A 19,910-nucleotide genomic window follows, 5' to 3' on the forward strand; every position below is an offset into this window, starting at 1 on the left:
TATTCGCAAACGCCTCGCGCCGCACGGGACTCAGACGGCCGCAACGAGATATTCCACCCCCGTTTACCTTCCGACAAACCCCGCCCGGACCTCGGCGAGGACCATCTCCACCACACCCCGAGCCCGACGAGCATCCCCAGGCACAAGCCCGATCCTGGTGCGCCGGTGCAGGACGTCGTCCGTGTCGAGGGCCCCTTCGTGGGTGAAGGCGAATTCGACCTCGGCGCGGCTGACGTCGATCCCTTCGGCGATTCGTTCGTCGGAAGCGCTCGCGTGGATTTGGTCGGCGACAAGGGCGAGCGATTCGGTCGCGCACGGCCCGGCCCGCAGGCCCGCGCGGGACACCGCCGCGTCGACGGCGTCCTGCGCCATCTTCCGGTACGTGGTGAGCTTGCCGCCGACCACGGTGATGGGTTTGCCCTGCGCGATGAGCACCGCGTGGTCGCGGGAGAGATCCGAGGTCGCCCCGCCCCCGATGTCGAGGAGGGGCCGGAGCCCCGCGAACTGTCCGCGCACGTCCGCGCGGGAGAGCGGGCGGGCGAGCGCGGACGAGATCGTGTCGAGCAGGAAGTCCACCTCGGATTCGGACGGCTGCGGCTCGTCGGGGACCTCGCCGGGGGCCTCTTCGTCCGTGAGCCCCAGGTAGACCCGGCCCAGCTGTTGCGGCAGGGCGAAGACGAAGCGGTTGAGATGGCCGGGGACCTGCACGGTCAGGGCTCCGGTCGGGTTGCCGAGCGCCGCCGCGTCGAGCACGAGGTGGGAGCCCCTGCTGGGGCGCAGCCTGATTGAGGGGTCCACCCGGCCCGCCCACACGCCGGTCGCGTTGACCACTGCGCGGGCCGCGACCGGGAAGCTGCGCCCGGTGAGCGTGTCGGTGAGCACGGCCCCGGTTTCGGCGACGTGTTCGGCCCGGACCCTGGTCAGCACGGACGCGCCCTGCGCCGCCGCAGTGCGCGCGACGGCGACCACGAGCTTCGCGTCGTCGACGAGCTGGCCGTCTTGCGCGGTGAGCGCCCCGGCGAGCCCGGCGGTCTTCAAGCCGGGCACGAGGCCGAGCGCCGCCGCCGCTGTGATCTTCCTGGGCCGGTCCAGGATCGTGGCCGGGGTGCCCGAGGATCTGCGCAGGACATCGCCGAGCGCGAAACCGACGCGGACCATCGCGCGAGAGGTCCGGCTCAGCTCGGGAAGGAGCGGCACGACTTGGGTCAACGGGTGGACCAGGTGCGGCGCGATGACGGTCATCAAAAGGTGGCGCTCGCGCGCGGACTCCCGCGCGATGGAGATGTTCCCGCTCGCGAGGTAGCGCAGCCCGCCGTGCACGAGCTTGGAGCTCCAGCGGCTGGTGCCGAAGGCGAGGTCGCGCGCCTCGACCAGCGCGACGGACAAACCTCTGGCCGCCGCGTCGAGCGCGGCCCCGGCTCCGGTGACGCCGCCGCCGATGACGAGCACGTCCAGCGGGGTCGTCCGGTCGGCGAGCGCGGCGAGTTGCCGCCGCCGGGTCGCGGCGTTCAATGCGGAAGCGGTCATGGCTGGAGGTATCCGTTCAGCACTCGGGCCAGCTCGTCGGCCCAGCGCTCGTGCAGCACCGGTTCGAGCAGGCGGGTCGATTGGGTCACCGATTGGGCGAGCACCAGGGTCATCATGGCGAGCTCTTCCGGGTCGCCCTCGCGGACTTCGCCGAGGCGTTGCGATTGCTCGATCTCCTCGCGCAGCACCTTGAGCACCGAGCGCTGGCTCGTGCCGATGCGCTGGAAGACGTACGTGGCCAATAGTTCGCGCCGCTCGTCGAGCAGCACGCGGAGCAGCTGGTCCTCGTGTGCGGCCCGCGCGAAAGCGACGATGCGACGGACCAAGTCCGCGCGCCGTCCGTCCCCCGGCCCCACCTGTTCGAGCAGCCCCGCCACCTCTCTGGTGATCATGTCGCGGACCAGGTCGTTCACATCCTGCCAGCGCCGGTAGATCGTCGGCCGGGAGACGCCCGCGCGGCGTGCGACGTCGGCGAGGGTGATCCGCGCCGCGCCGCTTAAGAGACAGTCCCGCGCGGCCTCAAGGATCTGTTCGTCCACGGGCCCTTCTTCCATTACATATTGACACTTTGTGTAATACTGTAACGCATGGCTGACGATCCGCTCCCCCACTTGCTCCCGCTGCCGCCGATGCGTTGGAACGCGTGGGGGATTCCGTCCGACGCGCGGCCTCTGTCCAAGGGGATCGTCGATCTGCTGGAAGCCGCGCTCGGAGTGGGCGGCGGACTCGGGCCCGCGCCCGGCCCCGAGTCGGTCGAGCTTCCGCCCACGCGCCTGACCGGCGCGGACGTCGCCGCGCTCGCCGCGATCGTCGGCCAGGAGCACGTCGGCACGGAACCCGGCGACCGGCTCTCGCGCGCCGGAGGCAAAAGCACGCTCGACCTCTTGCGAAGGCGAGAAGCGCGACAGCTGGCTCCGGACGGGGCAGTGGCCCCTGGGAGCGACGACGAGGTGGCGGCGGTCCTGGCGTACTGCGAAGAGGCGGGCGTCGCGGTCGTCCCGTTCGGCGGCGGGACCAGCGTGGTCGGCGGTCTGGACCCAGAGACCGGGGGATTGCGCGCGGTGATCGCTCTCGACCTGCGCCGCTTCGGCGCGCTCGTCCGGCTTGACGAGATCTCGCTCCTCGCGACGTTCCAGGCGGGGATCCCAGGGCCAAGGGCCGAGGCGCTGCTCGGCGAGCGCGGCTACATCCTCGGGCATTATCCGCAGAGCTTCCAATTCGCGACCATCGGCGGCTTCGCCGCCGCCCGCTCCTCGGGCCAGGCTTCGGCGGGCTACGGCAGGTTCGACGACATGGTCGTCGGGCTCACCGCGGTCACCCCGCGCGGCGTGCTCCGCTTGGGCCGGGCGCAGAAGAGCGCGGCGGGCCCGGACCTGCGGCAGGTCTTCCTCGGCTCGGAAGGGGCGTTCGGGGTGATCACCGAGGTCGTCGTGCGGATCCGGCCCAAGCCGGAGCGCGTCGTGCGCCAAGCCTGGCGGTTCGAGGACTTCGCGCAGGGCGAAGCGGCGTTGCGGGCGGTGGCCCAGAGCAGCTTCCGGCCAACCGTCTTGCGGCTGTCCGACGAGGTGGAGACCGGCGTGAACCTGGCGACCACGGAGAAGATCGGCGCGGGCGATTCGCCCGGCGGGGCCTTGGCCGTCACGACGTTCGAGGGCGCGCCCGACGAAGTGCGGGCCGCCTCCGAGCTTGCCGCGCGGGCGTTCGAGGCGGCGGGCGGAGCGGCGCTCGGCCCGGAGCTCGCCGACTCCTGGGAGGCTGGGCGGTACTCCGCCCCATATCTGCGCGACGCGCTCCTCGACGCGGGGGCGGGCTGCGAGACCCTGGAGACGGCGACCACGTGGGACAAGGTGGACGAGGTGAAGGCGGCGGTGACCGAGGCCCTGCTCGAAGCCTTCGCCGAGAACGGGACCAAAGCGCTGGTCATGTGCCATATCTCGCATGTCTACCCGGCGGGGGCCTCGTTGTACTTCACCGTGGTGTACGCGATGGCGGGCGATCCGGTCGAGCAATGGGCGGCGGTCAAGGCGGCGGTCTCGCAGGTCATCGTCGAAGTCGGCGCGACCATCAGCCACCACCACGGGGTGGGGGCCGACCACCGGCGCTGGCTGGCCGAGGAGATCGGCGAGGTCGGCGTGGCCGTGCTGCGGGCGGTCAAATCGGCGGTGGACCCCAAAGGGATCCTCAATCCGGGGAAGCTGGTCCCATGAGCCAGTTCGATCCGGCCGGGCGGATCCGTTCGGCCGCTGCGGTGGTCAACCCCAAGGCTGCCAAGGTGGCGGAGGAGGCGCTCGCGGCGCTGCGCGCCGCGGGGATCGCGGTTCGCGGCCAGGACGAGGAGGCGGACGCGCTGGTCGTGGTGGGCGGCGACGGCACCATGGCGCAGGTCTTGCCCCACGCGGTGCGCCGAGGCGCGCCCGTCGGGTTGATCCCCGCGGGCACCGGCAACGACCTCGCCCGCGTGCTGGGGACACCGCGCCACGACCCCGTCGCGGCCGCGAGCGTCGTCAGCTCGGGGAACACCCGCCTGTTCGACCTCGGGGAGATCCGCACGGAGACGGACGGGCGCTCGACGCTGTTCGGCACCGTGGCCGCGATCGGTTTCGACGCGCTCGTCAGCGAGCGGGCGAACCGGATGCGTTGGCCGAAGGGGAAGTCGCGCTACGTCCTCGCGACGTTCGCGGAGCTGGGCCGCCTCGCCCCGCGCAGACTGCGCTTCGAGGTGGACGGCGAGGTGTTCGAGCACAACGCGGCATTGGCGGCGATCGGGAACACGAGCAGCTACGGCGGCGGCATGCGGATCTGCCCGGACGCGGACCCCGGCGACGGGCTTTTAGAGCTTACCGTGGTCGAGCACTCCTCCCGGTTGCGGTTGCTGCGGTTCTTCCCGACCGTCTTCAAAGGATCGCACCTCGGGCTGGCGGAAGTGACCGCTTATCGGGGCGCGTCGATCAGCGTGCGGTGCGCGGACTCGTCAGGGCCCCAGCCGTTGGTCTACGCGGACGGCGAGCGGGTCGGGACGCTGCCCTGCGCGATCACGGCGAAGCCGGGGGCATTGCGGTTCATCGTGCCATGAGAGATCCGAGGTCGAACTCCAGCTCGCATGGCTCGGTGATCCTCACACGGTCGCCGTCGAGCACGTCGAGCCGGTGGTGGTACGCGCCGTCGCGGAGGGCGTAGGCGAGGAAGCGCTCGGCGGGAGTCTGGGCGTCCAGGTCGACGATCCAGTAATGCGGGATGCCCGCGTCCTGATACTCCTGAAGTTTGACCCGTTGATCGAGCCTGCGCGAGCCGGGGCTCACGATCTCCACGACGAGGAGGGCTTGGCCTTCGAAGAGGTGCAGGTCTTTCTCAGACTCGTCGAGTTCGGCGGGGTAGACCACCACGTCCGGGATCCGCTCGGTGAGCGGAACTTCCCAGAGCACGACCCCTGCTTCTTGGACAACCGACCATTCCGCGGGCAGCGCGGTTTCAAGGAGGTTGGCGAGTTTTCGGCTTGTGATCATGTGCTTACGCTTCGCGGGCGCCATGATCGACAGCACCCCCTCGACCACTTCGGCCTTGACGCCCTCGGGGAGTTCGAGCTTTTCCCACTGTTCGAGGGTCATCGGCCCTCTCGGCACGTCGACGCTGACTTTCAGCAGCTCGGCTGTCGTCGTCATCGCATTCCTCCAAATCGAGTGGTGAACACCAGTGTAACGCCCGGTTAGCCCCGTCACTATCGAACATGTCATCGACAGTAGCGCGGGGGCCCGACACAAAAGATGGCCCGGCGGGAATCCCGCCGGGCCATCGTGTGGCTCTGGATCAGAGGGTGGCGCGCACCTGCTTGGTCGCCTCCACCAGGTTGACGAGCGAGGCTTTGGTCTCGGTCTCGCCACGGGTCTTCAGGCCGCAGTCCGGGTTGACCCACAGGCGGTCGACCGGCACGGCGGCAAGAGCCTCCTTGAGGGAGGTGACGATCTCCTCCACCGACGGCACGCGCGGGGAGTGGATGTCGTAGACGCCGGGGCCGACGCCGTTCTTGAACCCCGCCGCGTTGAGGTCGTCCAGCACCTCCATATGCGAGCGGGCGGCCTCGATGGAGGTGACGTCCGCGTCGAGGTCGGCGATGGCCCCGATGACCTCGCCGAACTCCGAGTAGCACAGGTGGGTGTGGATCTGGGTCGAGTCCTCGACCCCGGAGGTCGAGAACTTGAAGGAGCCGACGGCCCAGTCGAGGTACGAGGCCTGGTCGGCCTTTTTGAGCGGCAGCGTCTCGCGCAGCGCGGGCTCGTCCACCTGGATGACCTTGATCCCGGCGTTCTGCAGGTCGACGGTCTCCTCGCGGATCGCGAGCGCCACCTGGTAGGCGGTGTCGCCCAGCGGCTGGTCGTCACGGACGAAGGACCAGGCCAGGATGGTCACCGGGCCGGTGAGCATGCCCTTGACCGGCTTCTCGGTCAGCGACTGCGCGTACTTGCTCCACGCGACGGTCATCGGGTTCGGGCGCTTCACGTCGCCGTAGAGCACCGGCGGGCGCACGCAGCGAGAGCCGTAGGACTGCACCCAGCCGTTCGAGGTGGCGAAGAAGCCTTCGAGCTGCTCGGCGAAGTACTGCACCATGTCGTTGCGCTCCGGCTCGCCGTGCACCAGCACGTCAAGGCCCAGCTCCTCCTGGAGCTTGATGACCGAGGCGACCTCGTCGCGCATGTTCTGCTCGTACTCCGCCGCGGTGATCTCGCCCTTGGTGAACTTCTGGCGGGCGACTCGGATCTCCCTGGTCTGCGGGAAGGAGCCGATCGTGGTGGTCGGCAGCTTCGGGATGCCGAGCGCGGCGTTCTGCTGGGAGATGCGCTGGTCGGCGGGGCCGCGCTGGCCGGCGGTCTCGCGCAGCTTCGCGATCTCGTCGCGCAACGCCTTGTCGTTCAGGCGCGGGTCGGTGCGGCGGGTGGCCTGCGCCTTGGCGCTGGAGTCGAGCTCGGCGGCGATGGAGCCCCGGCCCTCTTTCAGGCCCTTGGCGAGGGTCGCGACCTCGGTGATCTTCTCGTCGCCGAACGCCAGCCAGGAGCGCAGCGTGTCGTCGAGGTGGGTCTCAGGCGCGAGCGAGTACGGCACGTGCAAGAGGGAGCTGGAGGAGGAGACGGCGACCTGGACGCCCTTGGCCTTCAGGCCCTCGAGCACGGTCAGCGCCTTGTCGAGGTCGGTGCGCCAGATGTTGCGCCCGTCGACCACGCCCGCCGCGAGCAGCTTGCCGCCGAAGTTCACGCCCGCGAGGTGGTCGGCGGAGCCGTACACCAGGTCGACGGCGATGCCGTCGATGCCGCTGGCGAGGATCTTCTCCAGGGCCAGGCCCAAGCCGGAGAAGTAGGTCGCGAGCAGGATGGAGGGCCGGTCGGCGGCAGAGGTCAGCTGCTGGTACGCGGCGACCGCGACGTCGATAGCGGCCTGGCCCTTGTCGGTCACCAGGACCGGCTCGTCCAGCTGCACCCACTCGACGCCCTTGGCCTTGAGCTGGGCGAGGAGGTCTTTGTACAGCGGGATCAGCTCGCCGATCCTGTCGAGGAGCGGGCCCTGGCCGTCCACCGGCTTGGACAGCAGCAGGAAGGTGACCGGGCCGATGACGACCGGGCGGGCGGGGACGCCCAGCTCCTTGGCCTCGTCCAGCTCGGCGAAGATCTTGCTCGGGTCAAGGGCGAACTTCGTGGCGGGGGAGATCTCCGGGACGATGTAGTGGTAGTTCGTGTCGAACCATTTGGTCATCTCCAGCGGCGCGACCTCCTGGTTGCCTCGGGCGGCGGCGAAGTAGCGGTCGAGCTCGTTCGAGATGCCCTTGACCCGCTCCGGCAGGGCTCCGAGCAGCACGGCGGCGTCGAGCACCTGGTCGTAGTAGGAGAAGGTGTTCACCGGGACGGAGTCAAAGCCCGCGTCCTTCAGTTTCGTCAGGGTGTCGGTGCGCAGCTGCTTGGCGACCGCCGCGAGGTCCTCGGCGCTGGACTTCTTGGCCCAGTACGACTCGACGGCTTTCTTCAGCTCGCGTTTGGGGCCGATGCGGGGGGAGCCGAGCACAGTCGCGCTGAATGGAGTAAAGGACATGGGATTCTCCTTATGTGTCTCTGACAGTTCGCAGGCCATCCCTCTGTATGAGGAAGTCTGCATGCGTTGTCGCGCTGGGGGCTCCCGTTCCGACGATGCTTATCATATACGAAACAGATCCGCGCCTTTTTTCGGCGAGAAGCTGACGAAGATCACTGTGTGAGCTGAGCCACGCGGGCGAGCGCCTCGTCGAGCACTTCCGGGCGTTTGCAGAACGCGAAGCGCACCAGGCCGCCGTAGAGGTCGCGCCGGTCGGAGAGCCCGGCGTACGGGATGCCGACGACGCCGACCTGCTGGGCGAGATGGTGGCAGAACTCGAAGCCGTCCGCGTAGCCCAAGGGGCTCGCGTCGGCGGTGAGGAAGTACGTGCCGGTCGCCGGGTACACGGCGAAGCCCGCTTCGGCCAGCCCGGCAGAGAGGCGGTCGCGGTTCTCCAGCAGCGAGGCGCGCAGCCCTCGGATCCAGCCGTCCTGGGTGCGCAGCGCGAGCGCGACGGCGGGTTGCAGCGGGGCGGCTCCGACGAACGTGACGTACTGCTTGACGGCGAGCACCGCTTTGACCAGGTCGGCGGGGCCGCACACCCAGCCGGTCTTCCAGCCGGTGGCGTTGAAGGTCTTGCCCGCGCCCGAACAGCTCAGCGTGCGCTCGGCCATGCCGGGCAGCGCGGCGATGGGCCGGTGCCTGAATCCGTCGAAGATCAGATGCTCGTACACCTCGTCGGTCAGCACGATGATGTCGTGCAGGGCCGCCAGCCGGGCGATCTCGCCGAGATCCTCGTTCGTCAGCACCGTCCCGGTGGGATTGTGCGGGGAGTTGAGCAGGATGATCCTGGTCCGGGGGGTGATGGCGGCGGCGAAGCGCTCCGGGTCGAAGACGAACCTGCCGTCCTTGGGCTCCAACGGCACGCGGACGAGCACGCCGTGCGCCATCGCGACGGCCGGGGCGTAGCTGTCGTAGCAAGGCTCAAGCGCGACGACCTCCTCGCCCGGCTCGACCAGCGCGAGGATCGCGCAGGTCAGAGCCTCGGTGGCCCCGACGGTGATGAGGATTTCCGTCTCCGGGTCGTACACCGTCCCGTACCGGGTGGCCCGGTCGTTCGCGATAGCCTGGCGCAGCGGCAGGTAGCCCCTGCCGGACGAGTACTGGTTCACGCCGTCCGCGATGGCTTTCTGCGCCGCCTCCAACATGGCGGGCGGGCCGTCGGTGTCGGGGAAGCCTTGGCCGAGGTTGACCGACTGGGTCTTCCTTGCCAACTCGGTCATCTCGGCGAAGATGGTCGTGCTGAACGGGACGAGGCGCTCGGAGAGGCCTCTGCGGGCGGCGGTGGGTGTTGGCATGATTGTTCCTGGGGTCGGGGGAGTATGCATCATAGCTCCGAACGGGGGCGGGGAGGTCCGAGAACAGGCGTCCAGTCCTTCTCGACTGGATTTGTTCTGGCAGAATGACGCGTATGGGTAAGAGCGAGAAACAGCAGTACGTCGACGCGGGCTGGCCGAAGCGGGAGCACCCCGTTTCGGAGCTGGCGACCGATTGGAGCGGCGCGTTGTCGCCGTTCGGCGAGACGGAGTTCCCCCTGCCTGTGGTGGAGCTGCCGTACGTGCACCCGTCGACGCAGATCAACCGCTGAGCCGACGCGGTGGCCGGGGCCAAGCTCACGCATCTTGACGAGTCCGGGGCGGCCCGGATGGTCGATGTGTCCGGCAAAGAGCCGGGCAAGCGGCGCGCCGTGGCCGAGGGACGCTTCCACGCGAACGAGGCCGCGCTCGGGGCGTTGGCCGATCCGAACGCGAAGAAGGGCGACGCGTTCGCCGTCGCCCGGATCGCGGGGATCATGGCGGCCAAACGGACGTCCGAGCTCATCCCTCTCTGCCATCAGATCGCTCTGACCAAGGTGACGGTCTCGTTCGAGCTGGACGACGACGGCGTGCGCATCGAGGCGGCCGCGGAGACCACGGACCGGACCGGGGTGGAGATGGAGGCGCTCACCGCCGTTGCGGTGGCCGGGCTCACCCTGCACGACATGGTGAAAGCGGTCGATCCGTCCTCCTGGCTCGGCGAGGTCCGAGTCGTGCGCAAAGAAGGCGGCAAAACGGGCCTATGGACGGCAGTGCCGGAGTGAGCGCGGCGCGGGCAGTGGTCCTTGTCGCTTCGACGAGGGCCGCTTCGGGGGAGTACGAAGACCGGACGGGGCCGGTGATCGCCGCATGGCTCGGGGACCGAGGCTGCGAAGCCACGGTCCGTGTCGCATCGGACGGGGCGGCGTTCGCCGACGCGTTGCGCCTGGCCGTCTCGGACGGGCCGGAGATCGTGATCACCACAGGGGGGACGGGGATCTCCCCGACGGATCGGACTCCGGAAGCCACCAAGGCGCTGCTTGACTACGAGATCCCCGGCCTCGCGGACGCGATTCGCCGCTCGGGCGAGGCGAAAGTCCCGACCGCCGTGCTCTCCCGAGGGGTCGCCGGAGTCGCGGGGCGCACGCTCGTGGTCAATCTGCCCGGCTCGCTCGGCGGGGTCAGGGACGGCCTCGGCGTGCTGGACGGGGTGCTCGACCACGCGCTGGCGCAATTGGAAGGAGGCGACCATTGAGCGTCGAGATCGCCAGGGCGGCTGTGGGCGAGGAGCCTCTTTCGCTCGCCGAGCACGAGGCGTTGGTGTCGGAGGCCGCAGACGGGCACGCGGGCGCGGTGGTCGGGTTCAGCGGGAACGTCCGCGACCATGACGGCGGACGCGTGGTCCTCGGGCTCGAGTACCGCAGCCACCCCACGGCGGGGGAACAGCTCGCCGCAGTCGTGGCAGAGGTGTCGGCGGGCAGGGCAGGGGTCCGGGCGGTGGCGGCGAGCCACCGGGTGGGCACGTTGCGGATCGGCGAAGCCGCCCTGGTGGTCGCGGTGGCGGCGGATCATCGCGCCGAGGCGTTCGGCCTCTGCCGCGACCTCGTGGACGAGATCAAACGACGGATCCCGGTTTGGAAGCGGCAGCACTTCGCGGACGGGACCGCCGAGTGGGTGGCGGGGGCGTGAGTTCGGGGGCGAAGTAGGCAGGCGGGTTCGGGAGCGAAGCAGATGGGCGCTGGGCGGACGGGACCGCCGAGCAGGTGGCAGGGGCGTGAGGCTTTAGCGGGGGTCGACTTTGTCGGCGAAGGCCAGCAGCCGCCCGGCGAGCGCTTCGGGCTGCTCCTCGGGCAGCCAGTGCGTTGCTTCGTCGATGGTGTGGAAGTCGATGTCCGCGCCGTCCCGCGCCGCCCGCCGCATCGCCCGCTCGCCGAGCAGCTGGTCGCGCGAGCCCCGGACGAGCAGGGTGGGGATCGGGGCCGGCCCTGGGAGATAGCCGCCCGAAACCAGCTGCGGCCATTCGTCCCGGACGAAGGTCCGATACGTGGCGGAGCCCGCCCGCGCGCGGGCCGGCTCCCGGAAGCGTTCGAGGAAGACCTCGAAGTTCTCCTCGTTCCGCGATCCTGGAGCGGTCCCTCGCGTGAAGAGGAGGCGGAGGAAACGTTGGTTGCCCGAGCGGATGATCCACGGGCCGAGGCCGCTGCCGAGAATGTTCTGATACAGCAGGATGCTCGGACGTTTCGCGGGCATCTGGACCCACGGCGCGGGCACGGCGACGGAGGCGACGGCAGTGAAAACCTCTGGCCTGAGGACGGCGGCGACGAGCGAGGACCAGCCGCCCCAGTCATGGCCGACGAGCACGGGCTTGTCGAGCCCGAGCGCCTCGACGACCGCGACGATGTCCTTGGCGAACGTTTTCTTGTCGTACCCGGCGGCAGGGGCTTCGGACCAGCCGTATCCGCGAAGGTCGAGCGCGACGGCGCGGCGGTGTTCGGCGAGCAGGGGGAGCACGCCCCGCCATGTCCACCAATGCTGCGGGAAACCGTGCACGAGCACGACCGCCTTGCCGGGTCTGTCCGCGCCCGCCTCTGCGATGTGGAAACGGATCCCGTCCGCCTCGACCCAGCGATGCTCCACGCCGGGCAGGTCGGGCATAGTCTGGCTCATCGCATCGCTCCTCGTTCGCATGTGACGAGGAGTATAGAGAGCGGGAAAAACGATGAGGCCCGCGCCATGGTCGGCGCGGGCCTCATCGTGATGGGCGCAGGAGCGTCAGACGTTGACCTGGAAGCCCTTGACCTTGGCGGCGAGGACGAACTCGCCCAGCGAGTCCTGGTCGCCCGAAACCTCGTCGGTCTGCCCGGCCTCGACAGCCTCCGGGGCTTCGGCCTCGGGAGCGGCTTCGGCGACAGGGGCTTCGGCCTCAGGGGCGTCGTCGTCCGAGGCGGCGTCGACATCCGAGGCGGCATCGACGTCGTCGGCAGGCTCGAAGTCAGGGGCCGGGGCGCGAAGGTCGTTCGCCTGTCCGATCTGAAGGTTCTCGGAGATCATGGAGAAACCGGCGAACGTGACCGGAGTCTGCCGGGTGATCGTCTTGGCGACGGCAGGGGCCGCGTTGTCCGAGACGGCGTCCTTCTCCACGTCGGCGACGGCGACCGCGTTCGGCTCGGAGTTGTTCGGCTGCAGCGTCTCAGGGGCCTTCGGGGCGGGAGCCTCGCGGAGCGTGGCGGCTCCGAGGCCTCGTCCGCACACCGGCCAGGCTCCCCGGCCCTGCGTCGCGAGCACGTGCTCGGCGACCGCGATCTGCTGCTCGCGAGTGGCGAGGTTCGCGGCAGGGGCGTACTTGCCGCCGCCGTGCGCGCTCCACGTGCTCGGGGAGAACTGCAGGCCGCCCTGGTAGCCGTTGCCGGTGTTGATGTGCCAGTTGTTGCCCGACTCGCAGGCGGCGACACGGTCCCACTGGTCGTCGGTCGCGGCCTCAGCGGCGCTGGCGAACCACATGCCGGCACCGGTCAGGGCGAGGCCGGAGAGGGCCGCTTTGCCGGCGATGCTGCCAGTCTCGCTCTGTTGACGGTGGCGTCCGCTCATAGGGTTTGTGTTCCTTTCCTTCCCCCGTCTTGGGGATGTTGGGGATCCGGCTTCGAAGACCCGAATGGCTCAGAAGGCTCATGTGATGTTGTGGGGTCTCAGCATGAAACCGGGTTTGCCGGAACGGGTCCGGCCTGAGCTGACCTTATCGGTTTGCAGAGTTCAAAACACTCGTCATTAGAGATCTCTTAGAGTTTGACGAAATATTTCGCGCTCGCTAACTTTCAAAAGATCGAGCCATCCCGGCTGGTCACCTTGGCGTGTCGCGCGCTCGGCCATTCCGTTATCAAAACGTGATTGTGACGAAGGCCATAGGGGCGAGAAACCAACTCTAAGAGAATTTTTTGTCCAGAACCACCAAAAAATCTGTCGATCGATGTCGAAACCGCCAACGCCGACCGGGCCGTGGTCCGCATAAGGCCAGGTCGTGACTCAACCGCCGGAAAACGGGGGAAGAATGTCGACCACATCGCCAGGGGCGAGGGGCCTGCCGAGATCGCGGGCGGCGACGCTGTTGCGGAGATACGAACAGGTCCGCAGCACGCCGGAAAGCTCGGGCTTGGCCCGGACGAGCTCCTCGAGCAGCTCCGTGAGCGTCACGCCTTCCCGATAGGGCCTCGTCGTCTCCGCCTCGCCCGCCGCTTCCTCCGCCGCCGCGAAAAAGCGAATGGTCACCGTGTCCATGTTCATCACCCTCTGATCACGCAGTTCGTCGGCCCTGTCGCGCTCCGGCGGCGAGACGGTCGTCCTGCGAACGCATGCCGATTCATCCGCCGATCACGCAGTTCGTCGGCCCTGTCGCGCTCCGGCGGCGAGACGGTCGCCCTGCGAATGCATGCCGATTCATCCGCCGATCGCGCTCATGGGCCGCTCAGGCTGCTGGAACCAAGGCTCGTCCATGCCGTGCCCCGCCCGCTTCGTCCACATGGCCTGGCGCCAGCGCAGCGCCAGCGCCTCGTCCAGGTCCGCGCCTTGGAGCTCCTGCGCGCGCAGCAGCGCGCGCAGGTCGGTCTCCTCTGCGGCGAACAAACAATTGCGGACTTGTCCGTCCGCCGTGATCCGAGTCCGGTCGCAGTCGGCGCAGAACGGTTTGGTCACCGAGGCGATCACGCCGACCGAGGCCGGCCCGCCGTCCACGAGCCACCGGCTCGCGGGCGCGCTGCCCCGAGGCGCTGGATCGAGGCTCAGGCTGTGGTTGCGGCTGAGCGCGTCCAGAATCTCGTCGGCGGTGACCATCTCGTCCCGCGACCAGGAGCGCTCCGCGTCCAGCGGCATCTGCTCGATGAACCGCAACTCGTACCCCTCGGCGAGGCAGAGGTCGAGGAGTTCTGCCGCGACCTGCCGCCAAGGCTTCGTCCCGCGCCTGGTCAACACCGCGTTCACTTTGATCGGGCGCAGGCCCGCCGCTTTCGCCGCCGCAAGCCCGGCGATCACGTCGCCGAACCGGTTTCGGCGAGTGGACTCCGCGTAGGTGGCGGGGTCCGCCGCGTCCAACGAGACGTTCAGCCGGTCCAGACCGCTGTCGGCGAGCAGCTGCGCTTTCTGCCGCAGGCCGAGGGCGTTCGTGGTGAGCGAAAGCTCGGGCCGGGGGCGCAAGGCCGAGACCGCCCGCAGGATCTCGGGCAGCTCTTTGCGCAGGAGCGGCTCGCCGCCGGTGAACCGGACTTCAGCGACCTGCAGCGCGGTCACGGCGATCCGGACCAGGCGCACGATCTCCTCGGCGCTGAGCAGGTCGTGGTCGGGAAGCCACTGCAACCCCTCTTCTGGCATGCAGTACGTGCAGCGCAGATTGCACCGGTCGGTGAGCGAAATCCGCAAATCGGTCGCCGCGCGGCCGAAACGGTCGAGCATCGGCCCGCTCGTCGGCATGCCCGCGAACGCGGCTTCCCCGCTACGGGGTTGCGATCTCGGTAAGCCCAATGCGACGGCGGCCATCTCTATACTTTATATGCTACTCGGAGTCTCGGCAGTGTCTCGGCGGTCATGAATGCAAGGAGCGGAACCTCGACGCGTGGAAAACCAACGGCTCCGCGTCCGCGTCCACGGCCAACGACCGAATGCGCAACACAATAATATGGTGGTCCCCGGCGGGGATTTCCTGCTCGATCCCGCACTCCAGCCAGGCGGCGGCGTCCGCCAAGAACACGGCCCCGGCGGGCGAGGCGTGCCACCGCACTCCGTCGAAGCGCCTCTCGGCGGGTCCGGCCAGCGCGCGGCCGTGGGCGTGCTGATGCCCGGCGAGCACGCTCACGCCGATGCTCGTCGCGGTCTGGACCTGCGGCCACGTCTGCGATTCGTTGCGCACGCACAACGACACAAGGGGCGGATCGAGGGAAACAGTGACGAACGAGCTCGCCGCGAGGCCGACCGGCTCCCCGTCCTGCAAACAGCACACGGCGACCACGCCGCTGGGGAAAGAGCTGTAGGCTTCCCGCAATGCTCGCGGGTCGGCTAGATCGTCGCTGAGATCGGCGAGGCGCAGGACCATATGTTCAGACTAGCCGGGTTTTTGCGCTTCTCTTTTCGCCTTGGAAGATCTACACTGGCTCGGCAAGTTTTCGGTCGTCCCGCCGGCGCTCTCCTCGAGCGCGCTCTGGGACATGGAATGAGAATGGTGATGACTGTGCCCACGGGGAAGGTCAAGTGGTATAGCGCGGACAAAGGCTTCGGCTTTTTGACGCAAGAGGACGGCGATGACGTCTACGTCGGCTCTTCGGCGCTGCCTGCGGGGCTGGAGGGGCTCAAGCCGGGGCAGATCGTCGAGTTCGGCATGGCGGACGGGCGTCGCGGCCCGCAGGCGCTTTCGATCCGCGTGCTCTCCACGCCCTCCGTGGCCGAGGAAGGCCGGGGCAGGGGCCGCTCGGAGCGCGCAGAGCGCCCGACGCAGAAGCACTCGCCCGAGGAGCTGCACGGCATGATCGAAGACATGATCAAGGTTCTGGAGGCGAAAGTGCAGCCCGACCTGCGGCGCAGCAAGCATCCGGACCGGGCGACCGGTCGTCGGATCGCGGAGGTGCTGCGCGCGGTGGCGAAGGAGCTGGAGGGCTAATTGCCAAGGAGCCGCGCGGCATGATCGAACTGCGCTGATGGCCTGCTCCTCGTGGCTCGCAGGCTGGATCAAGGTTCTGGAGGCGAAAGCGCGGCCCGACCTGCGGCGCAGCAAGCATCCGGACCGGGCGACCGGTCGTCGGATCGCGGAGGTGCTGCGCGCGGTGGCGAAGGAGCTGGAGGGCTAATCTCCCTCCTCAATTTGAGGGCTAGTCTCCTTCCTTTATTTATAGGCACAGAAGACGCGAACGCCCCGGCCTTGCGGGCCGGGGGCGTTCGCGTCTTCTCCTCGGCGGGCTAGCCGCTGATCCGAACCTTGGAAAGCTCGCAGCTGTCGGTGCACGCGAGCCAGGTGGCGCTCCAGAGGACCCCGTCCGTCTCGGGGTCGAGCACCCGAGAAGGGACGTGGACGGTCAGCGAGCGCAACTGCCATCCGTCGCCTTTGGGCTCGATCCATGTCGCGAAGGTCGGCTCTCCCTTCTTCAGGAAGGTTCGCGGCTCGGGGTGGTCCAACTGCACGCCTTCCGGGGTTTGGCGGAACCAGACGACGTCGAGGAGCCAGCCCTGAGCGACCTCCTCGGGCACGGAGACCAGCACCCGGTCGTCCGGCCCCACCGCGATATGCGTCGGTTGGACCGAGCCGAGTTCGGTGAGGCAATGCTGGATGTCGATGTCGCAGTACTGCAGGGGCTCCACCCGCGCGTACGTCCCCGACGAGACCCACAGCGAGACTCGAGGCGGCTGTTTCGGGGCGCGGAGGGCCAAGGTGGTCGCGACGACGGCGGTGACGACCGCGACGACGGCCACCACCCCCAGGATGAACGATGGCTTCTTGAACACCGGCTTAGCGTACGCGGCCCACGTGCTCGGGCCGCTTGCCCCCGAGGTTCGGAATGAGCGATCTGCCGATGTGGCTCGCGTAGGTCTGCGCGCCGCCGACGGCGAGCACCGCCGAGGCGATGAGGAAGCCCCACCGCAGCTCGGTCGGGGCCAACAGGCCCATCGCCGCCCCGACCACCCAGGAGAGCTGCAGCACGGTCTCGGACCTGCCGAAACCGCTGGCCTGCGACTCCTCCGGGAGGTCGTCCTGGATCGAGGCGTCGAGCGCCGTCTTGGACACCGAGGCCGCGAAGCCGACGACGAACCCGGAAATCGCGGCGGTCAGGATGGTGTGGGTGAGCGCCGTGATCACGCTCATGGCGATGACGACTCCGAGCAGGGCGAGGATGACCCGCTCATGTTTGCCGAACGTGGTCCGCGTGCCCATCGCCGTCCCGGCGAACGTGCCGACCCCCGCCGCCCCGCCGATGACCCCGAGCGTCAGCAAAGAGGTGATCCCGTCCTCGTGGTGCGCTTTGGAGAAGAACGCGACATAGAGGAAGAGGTAGCCCACCATCCAGCGGATCGTTCCCACTCCCCACAGGCCGGTGATGACCCCTCGCCCGAACGGCGTCTTTTGCTTCCCGAGGCCGCGGATCTTGTCCCGCCAGCTCGTGCGGCGCGGCTCGTGCGGCTGCCGCTCCTCGTGGTAGCTCAGCGACGCGGGCACCTCGCCCTCGGTGATCTCCACCCAGCCGGGGATGCGCAGGCACAGCCAGGCCCCGAACGCGCCGAACACGATGATGAGCAGCATGGCCCCCGGCTGATGGAAGAGCTTGCCCGCGACGAACTCCACCGCGATCGCCGCCGCCCCGCCCGCCATGGACCCCCCGACCAGCGCGAACATGTTGAGCCTTGCGTTCGTGCGCACCAAGTCGATCTCGCTGGGCAGGACCCTTGGCGTGACCGCGGCCTTGAGCAGCACGAACGATTTGCTGAGCACCATCATCCCGAGCGCGCACGGGTACAGGACGAACGGGTCGTAGTGCAGTTGGCCGCTCGCCTGGTCCCACACGCAGTTCGACGCGATGATGAGGGCGAGCAGCGCGCGGCCCGCGAACGAGGCGGCCAGCGCGGCGCGGCGGCCCTGCTGGATGCGGTCGAGGAACGGGCCGATCAGCGGGGCGATCAGCGCGAACGGCGCGATGTTCACCAGCAGGTACAGCAGCACCCGCGTCTGGCTCTCCGCTTTCGCCGCCGCGAAGAACAGCGTCGAGGCGAGCGCGATGGCCATCGCGGCGTCGCAGGCGCTGTTGACGATGACCGGATAGGTGAGCGCGGCCAGGCCCGACTGGTCGGCCCCGTCGGCGTGCGCGGCCCTGCGGAACTGGGCGATCCCCTTCGAAGTCAGATCCTTGCTCTTCGCCGCGACCCGCCGGTGCAGCGGGCGCGCCTCGGCAGGGCCGGGCTCGGGCTCCGCCTCGCGCCGGGGCGGCAGGAACACCCCGCCGTCCACGATCCGGCTCGCCGGGGAAGCCTCTGGCTGGTTGGGCAGGGCGGGCGGCGGCTCGTACGCGGGCGTGGACGGCGCGGCGCCCTGCTGGTACGGGGAAAGCCCCCGGTCGGGCGGGAGCGGGTACCGGGCTTGGCCCGGATGCGGCATGAGGCGTCGGTCCAACCCGCTCGGTTCGACCATGATCACCGCCTCGTTTGTCGCCGTTTTGCTCTCGAAACACCGTCTCACGTTATTATGGCTGAATGCTCATCACAATGGTGGACGCTCCGGCCGACGAGGAGCTTTTAGCACGCCTCGAGCAGGCGGTCGACCTCGCCGCAGACGCGTTGAGGGAGCAGTTCGGCGACGGCGATTCGCCAGTGGTCGGGGCGCATCTCGGCAGCGCGCGGGAAGGCTCCACCTCCGTCACCCACCTGTTCGCGTCCCTGCTGCCCGGATATCGGGGCTGGCGCTGGTCCGCCGTGCTCGCGGGCTGCCCGGGCCAGGACGAGATCACCGTCAGCGAGGTCGCGCTCCTGCCCGGCCCGGACGCGCTCATCGCGCCGGAGTGGGTTCCGTGGGAGCGCCGCGTGCAAGCGGGGGACCTCGGCGTCGGCGACTTGCTGCCCACGCCTGCGGACGACCGGCGCCTTGTGCCCGCCCATGCGAGTTCCGGCGACGAGGACCTCGACGAGCTGATGAGCTTGGTCGACATCGGCAGGTCCAAGACGCTCAGCATCATGGGCCGGGCGCAGGCCGCGCAGCGTTGGCACGACGGCCTGTTCGGGCCGTCGGCCCCGATGGCCGTGGTCGCGCCGAAACGATGCGCGCAATGCGGCTTCTTCATCCCGTTGGAGGGCTCGTTGTCCGCCTCGTTCGGCGTGTGCGCGAACGAGTACTCCGCGGACGGCCGAGTGGTGGACGCGAACTACGGCTGCGGGGCGCACAGCGACGTCGTCGTCGAGTCGGATCTGTCGATCCCGCAGAAGGCGCAGGTGGCCGAAGGCGTGGCCGAACTCGTCGAGGGTATCGAGGTTTTGGAGGCTCCGGCGGCGGAGGGCGTGGCCGAGGATGCGGCTGAGCCCGGCGAGGGCGTCGAGGTTTTGGAGGCTCCGGCGGCGGAGGGCGTGGCCGAGGATGCGGCTGAGCCCGGCGAGGGCGTCGAGGTTTTGGAGGCTCCGGCGGCGGAGGGCGTGGCCGAGGATGCGGCTGAGCCCGGCGAGGGCGTCGAGGCCGAATGAGGGTGGCTCGATGACCGCCCCCGCCATCGACCAGCAGACGCACGATTGGTTCGTCGGCCACCGTCTGGCCTGGCTCAACCCGTTCGAGAAGGCGATCACTCTGCTCGGCAGCACCACCACCGTGGTGCTGGTGACGATGGTGATCGCGAGCCTGCTGCTGTGGCGGGCCCGCGCGTCCGGACCCGCGGCGTATCTCACGATGACCATCACGCTCAGCTGCCTTGTCCTGTTCTCCGTGAAGACGCTGGCCAAGCGCCACCGCCCGCCAGACAACGGGTGGCTGGTCAACGGCCCAGGCTATTCCTTCCCCTCCGGGCACGCGACGTTGTCCGCCGCCCTCGCCACAGCGTTGATCGTGCTAGCTGTTCGCCGCGTCGCGCGGGCTTGGGTGTGGCCGGTCATCGGCGCGGGCGTGCTGTTCTCCTTGTTCATCGGAATTTCCCGGCTGTATCTCGGAGTGCACTGGTTGACTGACGTGCTCGCCGGTTGGACTTTGGGCACATTGATCGCGCTCGGGACCGGATGGGTGATGCGGGGGTTGTTCCCGAAACAGGAGAAACAGAAACAGGAGGAACAAGCGCCGTCGGTCCCGCAGAGCTGACCGGCACGCACAGGACTGGGTCCAGTCTGGACGGGCGGCTTCTGAGTTTTGGTGGCCGTGGGTTTTGGCCCGGTGCGGGGGACCGCGAGCGAGCAGGGGAGTTGAGTTTTGTCCTGGCTCTGCATACGTGCCGCGTCCAGATCGATCCTTGTGCAGCGGCCCCCGTGTCTCGCTCGTGCACGGAT

At 69.0% G+C, this 19,910-nt stretch carries 22 protein-coding genes; 10 read left to right on the forward strand and 12 right to left on the reverse strand.

Going from position 1 to position 19,910, the window contains the following annotated elements; translation table 11 throughout:
• Nucleotides 1–63 precede the first annotated feature (63 nt).
• Nucleotides 64–1,527, reverse strand: a complete 1,464-nt coding sequence (locus tag HMPREF9336_RS01390) for a glycerol-3-phosphate dehydrogenase/oxidase (RefSeq protein ID WP_007472056.1) — start codon at nucleotides 1,525–1,527, stop codon at nucleotides 64–66.
• Nucleotides 1,524–2,066, reverse strand: a complete 543-nt coding sequence (locus HMPREF9336_RS01395; RefSeq protein WP_007472055.1) for a TetR/AcrR family transcriptional regulator — start codon at nucleotides 2,064–2,066, stop codon at nucleotides 1,524–1,526. Before HMPREF9336_RS01395 ends, HMPREF9336_RS01390 begins: the two co-directional genes overlap by 4 nt.
• Before the next feature lie 48 nt (nucleotides 2,067–2,114).
• On the opposite strand from HMPREF9336_RS01395, the gene HMPREF9336_RS01400 reads away from it, so the two are divergent.
• Nucleotides 2,115–3,734 (forward strand): FAD-binding oxidoreductase, encoded by a 1,620-nt coding sequence (locus HMPREF9336_RS01400; RefSeq protein ID WP_007472053.1) that lies wholly within the window; start codon nucleotides 2,115–2,117, stop codon nucleotides 3,732–3,734.
• Complete coding sequence (locus HMPREF9336_RS01405; RefSeq protein WP_007472051.1) at nucleotides 3,731–4,600, forward strand: YegS/Rv2252/BmrU family lipid kinase; 870 nt, start codon at nucleotides 3,731–3,733, stop codon at nucleotides 4,598–4,600. The genes HMPREF9336_RS01400 and HMPREF9336_RS01405 overlap by 4 nt, the downstream gene beginning before the upstream one ends.
• Here the strand turns inward: HMPREF9336_RS01405 and HMPREF9336_RS01410 are convergent.
• From HMPREF9336_RS01410 to HMPREF9336_RS01420, 3 genes are all read right to left on the reverse strand, one after another.
• On the reverse strand, nucleotides 4,587–5,186 hold the full coding sequence (locus tag HMPREF9336_RS01410; protein WP_007472049.1) for a Uma2 family endonuclease: 600 nt from the start codon (nucleotides 5,184–5,186) through the stop codon (nucleotides 4,587–4,589). The two genes, HMPREF9336_RS01405 and HMPREF9336_RS01410, sit on opposite strands and share 14 nt — an antisense overlap.
• A 145-nt stretch (nucleotides 5,187–5,331) precedes the next feature.
• Entirely contained in the window at nucleotides 5,332–7,599 is a 2,268-nt protein-coding gene (gene metE, locus HMPREF9336_RS01415; protein WP_007472047.1) for a 5-methyltetrahydropteroyltriglutamate--homocysteine S-methyltransferase, read from the reverse strand.
• A gap of 152 nt (nucleotides 7,600–7,751) precedes the next feature.
• Nucleotides 7,752–8,936 (reverse strand): pyridoxal phosphate-dependent aminotransferase, encoded by a 1,185-nt coding sequence (locus tag HMPREF9336_RS01420; RefSeq protein ID WP_007472044.1) that lies wholly within the window; start codon nucleotides 8,934–8,936, stop codon nucleotides 7,752–7,754.
• A gap of 104 nt (nucleotides 8,937–9,040) precedes the next feature.
• Between HMPREF9336_RS01420 and HMPREF9336_RS18615 the strand changes: the two genes are divergently transcribed.
• Genes HMPREF9336_RS18615 through HMPREF9336_RS01440 form a run of 4 tightly spaced genes read left to right on the forward strand, consistent with a single transcriptional unit; the run spans nucleotide 9,041 to nucleotide 10,622 of the window.
• A complete protein-coding gene (locus HMPREF9336_RS18615; protein ID WP_007472042.1) occupies nucleotides 9,041–9,226 on the forward strand; it encodes a hypothetical protein in 186 nt (61 codons plus the stop codon).
• 57 nt (nucleotides 9,227–9,283) lie between these two features.
• Nucleotides 9,284–9,718 (forward strand): cyclic pyranopterin monophosphate synthase MoaC, encoded by a 435-nt coding sequence (gene moaC, locus HMPREF9336_RS01430; protein WP_051357227.1) that lies wholly within the window; start codon nucleotides 9,284–9,286, stop codon nucleotides 9,716–9,718.
• The gene (locus HMPREF9336_RS01435) at nucleotides 9,697–10,188 is read left to right on the forward strand and encodes a MogA/MoaB family molybdenum cofactor biosynthesis protein (RefSeq protein ID WP_021029901.1); all 492 of its coding nucleotides are present in this window, start codon (nucleotides 9,697–9,699) and stop codon (nucleotides 10,186–10,188) included. The genes moaC and HMPREF9336_RS01435 overlap by 22 nt, the downstream gene beginning before the upstream one ends.
• Nucleotides 10,185–10,622 carry a molybdenum cofactor biosynthesis protein MoaE gene (locus HMPREF9336_RS01440; protein ID WP_007472036.1) on the forward strand — a complete coding sequence of 146 codons (438 nt, stop codon included), beginning with the start codon at nucleotides 10,185–10,187 and terminating at the stop codon, nucleotides 10,620–10,622. The genes HMPREF9336_RS01435 and HMPREF9336_RS01440 overlap by 4 nt, the downstream gene beginning before the upstream one ends.
• A 93-nt stretch (nucleotides 10,623–10,715) precedes the next feature.
• Here HMPREF9336_RS01440 and HMPREF9336_RS01445 read toward each other — a convergent pair whose 3' ends face one another.
• From HMPREF9336_RS01445 to HMPREF9336_RS01465, 5 genes are all read right to left on the reverse strand, one after another.
• Nucleotides 10,716–11,600: an alpha/beta fold hydrolase gene (locus HMPREF9336_RS01445; RefSeq protein WP_021029902.1), complete on the reverse strand. Its 885-nt coding sequence runs from the start codon at nucleotides 11,598–11,600 to the stop codon at nucleotides 10,716–10,718.
• Between the two features lie 105 nt (nucleotides 11,601–11,705).
• Nucleotides 11,706–12,521 (reverse strand): transglycosylase family protein, encoded by an 816-nt coding sequence (locus HMPREF9336_RS19155; protein WP_007472033.1) that lies wholly within the window; start codon nucleotides 12,519–12,521, stop codon nucleotides 11,706–11,708.
• Nucleotides 12,522–12,953: 432 nt separating this feature from the next.
• Nucleotides 12,954–13,205: a MoaD/ThiS family protein gene (locus tag HMPREF9336_RS01455; protein ID WP_021029903.1), complete on the reverse strand. Its 252-nt coding sequence runs from the start codon at nucleotides 13,203–13,205 to the stop codon at nucleotides 12,954–12,956.
• A gap of 159 nt (nucleotides 13,206–13,364) precedes the next feature.
• Nucleotides 13,365–14,456: a GTP 3',8-cyclase MoaA gene (gene moaA / locus HMPREF9336_RS01460; RefSeq protein WP_021029904.1), complete on the reverse strand. Its 1,092-nt coding sequence runs from the start codon at nucleotides 14,454–14,456 to the stop codon at nucleotides 13,365–13,367.
• 46 nt (nucleotides 14,457–14,502) lie between these two features.
• The gene (locus tag HMPREF9336_RS01465) at nucleotides 14,503–15,009 is read right to left on the reverse strand and encodes a flavin reductase family protein (protein WP_007472030.1); all 507 of its coding nucleotides are present in this window, start codon (nucleotides 15,007–15,009) and stop codon (nucleotides 14,503–14,505) included.
• A gap of 135 nt (nucleotides 15,010–15,144) precedes the next feature.
• Here HMPREF9336_RS01465 and HMPREF9336_RS01470 point away from each other — a divergent pair, with 135 nt between their 5' ends.
• Both HMPREF9336_RS01470 and HMPREF9336_RS18210 read left to right on the forward strand, forming a co-directional pair.
• Nucleotides 15,145–15,570, forward strand: coding sequence for a cold-shock protein (locus tag HMPREF9336_RS01470; protein WP_211235449.1), 426 nt, complete (start codon nucleotides 15,145–15,147; stop codon nucleotides 15,568–15,570).
• Nucleotides 15,571–15,607: 37 nt separating this feature from the next.
• Nucleotides 15,608–15,757, forward strand: coding sequence for a hypothetical protein (locus tag HMPREF9336_RS18210; RefSeq protein ID WP_021029906.1), 150 nt, complete (start codon nucleotides 15,608–15,610; stop codon nucleotides 15,755–15,757).
• A gap of 109 nt (nucleotides 15,758–15,866) precedes the next feature.
• Here HMPREF9336_RS18210 and HMPREF9336_RS01480 read toward each other — a convergent pair whose 3' ends face one another.
• Together HMPREF9336_RS01480 and HMPREF9336_RS01485 are read right to left on the reverse strand one after the other, a co-directional pair.
• Nucleotides 15,867–16,409 (reverse strand): DUF2771 family protein, encoded by a 543-nt coding sequence (locus tag HMPREF9336_RS01480; RefSeq protein ID WP_007472027.1) that lies wholly within the window; start codon nucleotides 16,407–16,409, stop codon nucleotides 15,867–15,869.
• A 4-nt stretch (nucleotides 16,410–16,413) separates the two neighbouring features.
• Nucleotides 16,414–18,084, reverse strand: coding sequence for an MFS transporter (locus HMPREF9336_RS01485; RefSeq protein ID WP_021029907.1), 1,671 nt, complete (start codon nucleotides 18,082–18,084; stop codon nucleotides 16,414–16,416).
• A gap of 62 nt (nucleotides 18,085–18,146) precedes the next feature.
• On the opposite strand from HMPREF9336_RS01485, the gene HMPREF9336_RS01490 reads away from it, so the two are divergent.
• Both HMPREF9336_RS01490 and HMPREF9336_RS17315 read left to right on the forward strand, forming a co-directional pair.
• Nucleotides 18,147–19,124 (forward strand): DUF3027 domain-containing protein, encoded by a 978-nt coding sequence (locus HMPREF9336_RS01490; protein WP_021029908.1) that lies wholly within the window; start codon nucleotides 18,147–18,149, stop codon nucleotides 19,122–19,124.
• A gap of 10 nt (nucleotides 19,125–19,134) precedes the next feature.
• Nucleotides 19,135–19,725: a phosphatase PAP2 family protein gene (locus HMPREF9336_RS17315; RefSeq protein ID WP_021029909.1), complete on the forward strand. Its 591-nt coding sequence runs from the start codon at nucleotides 19,135–19,137 to the stop codon at nucleotides 19,723–19,725.
• Nucleotides 19,726–19,910: the final 185 nt, after the last annotated feature.

The organism is Segniliparus rugosus ATCC BAA-974 (assembly GCF_000185725.2).
Taxonomy (GTDB): domain Bacteria; phylum Actinomycetota; class Actinomycetes; order Mycobacteriales; family Mycobacteriaceae; genus Segniliparus; species Segniliparus rugosus.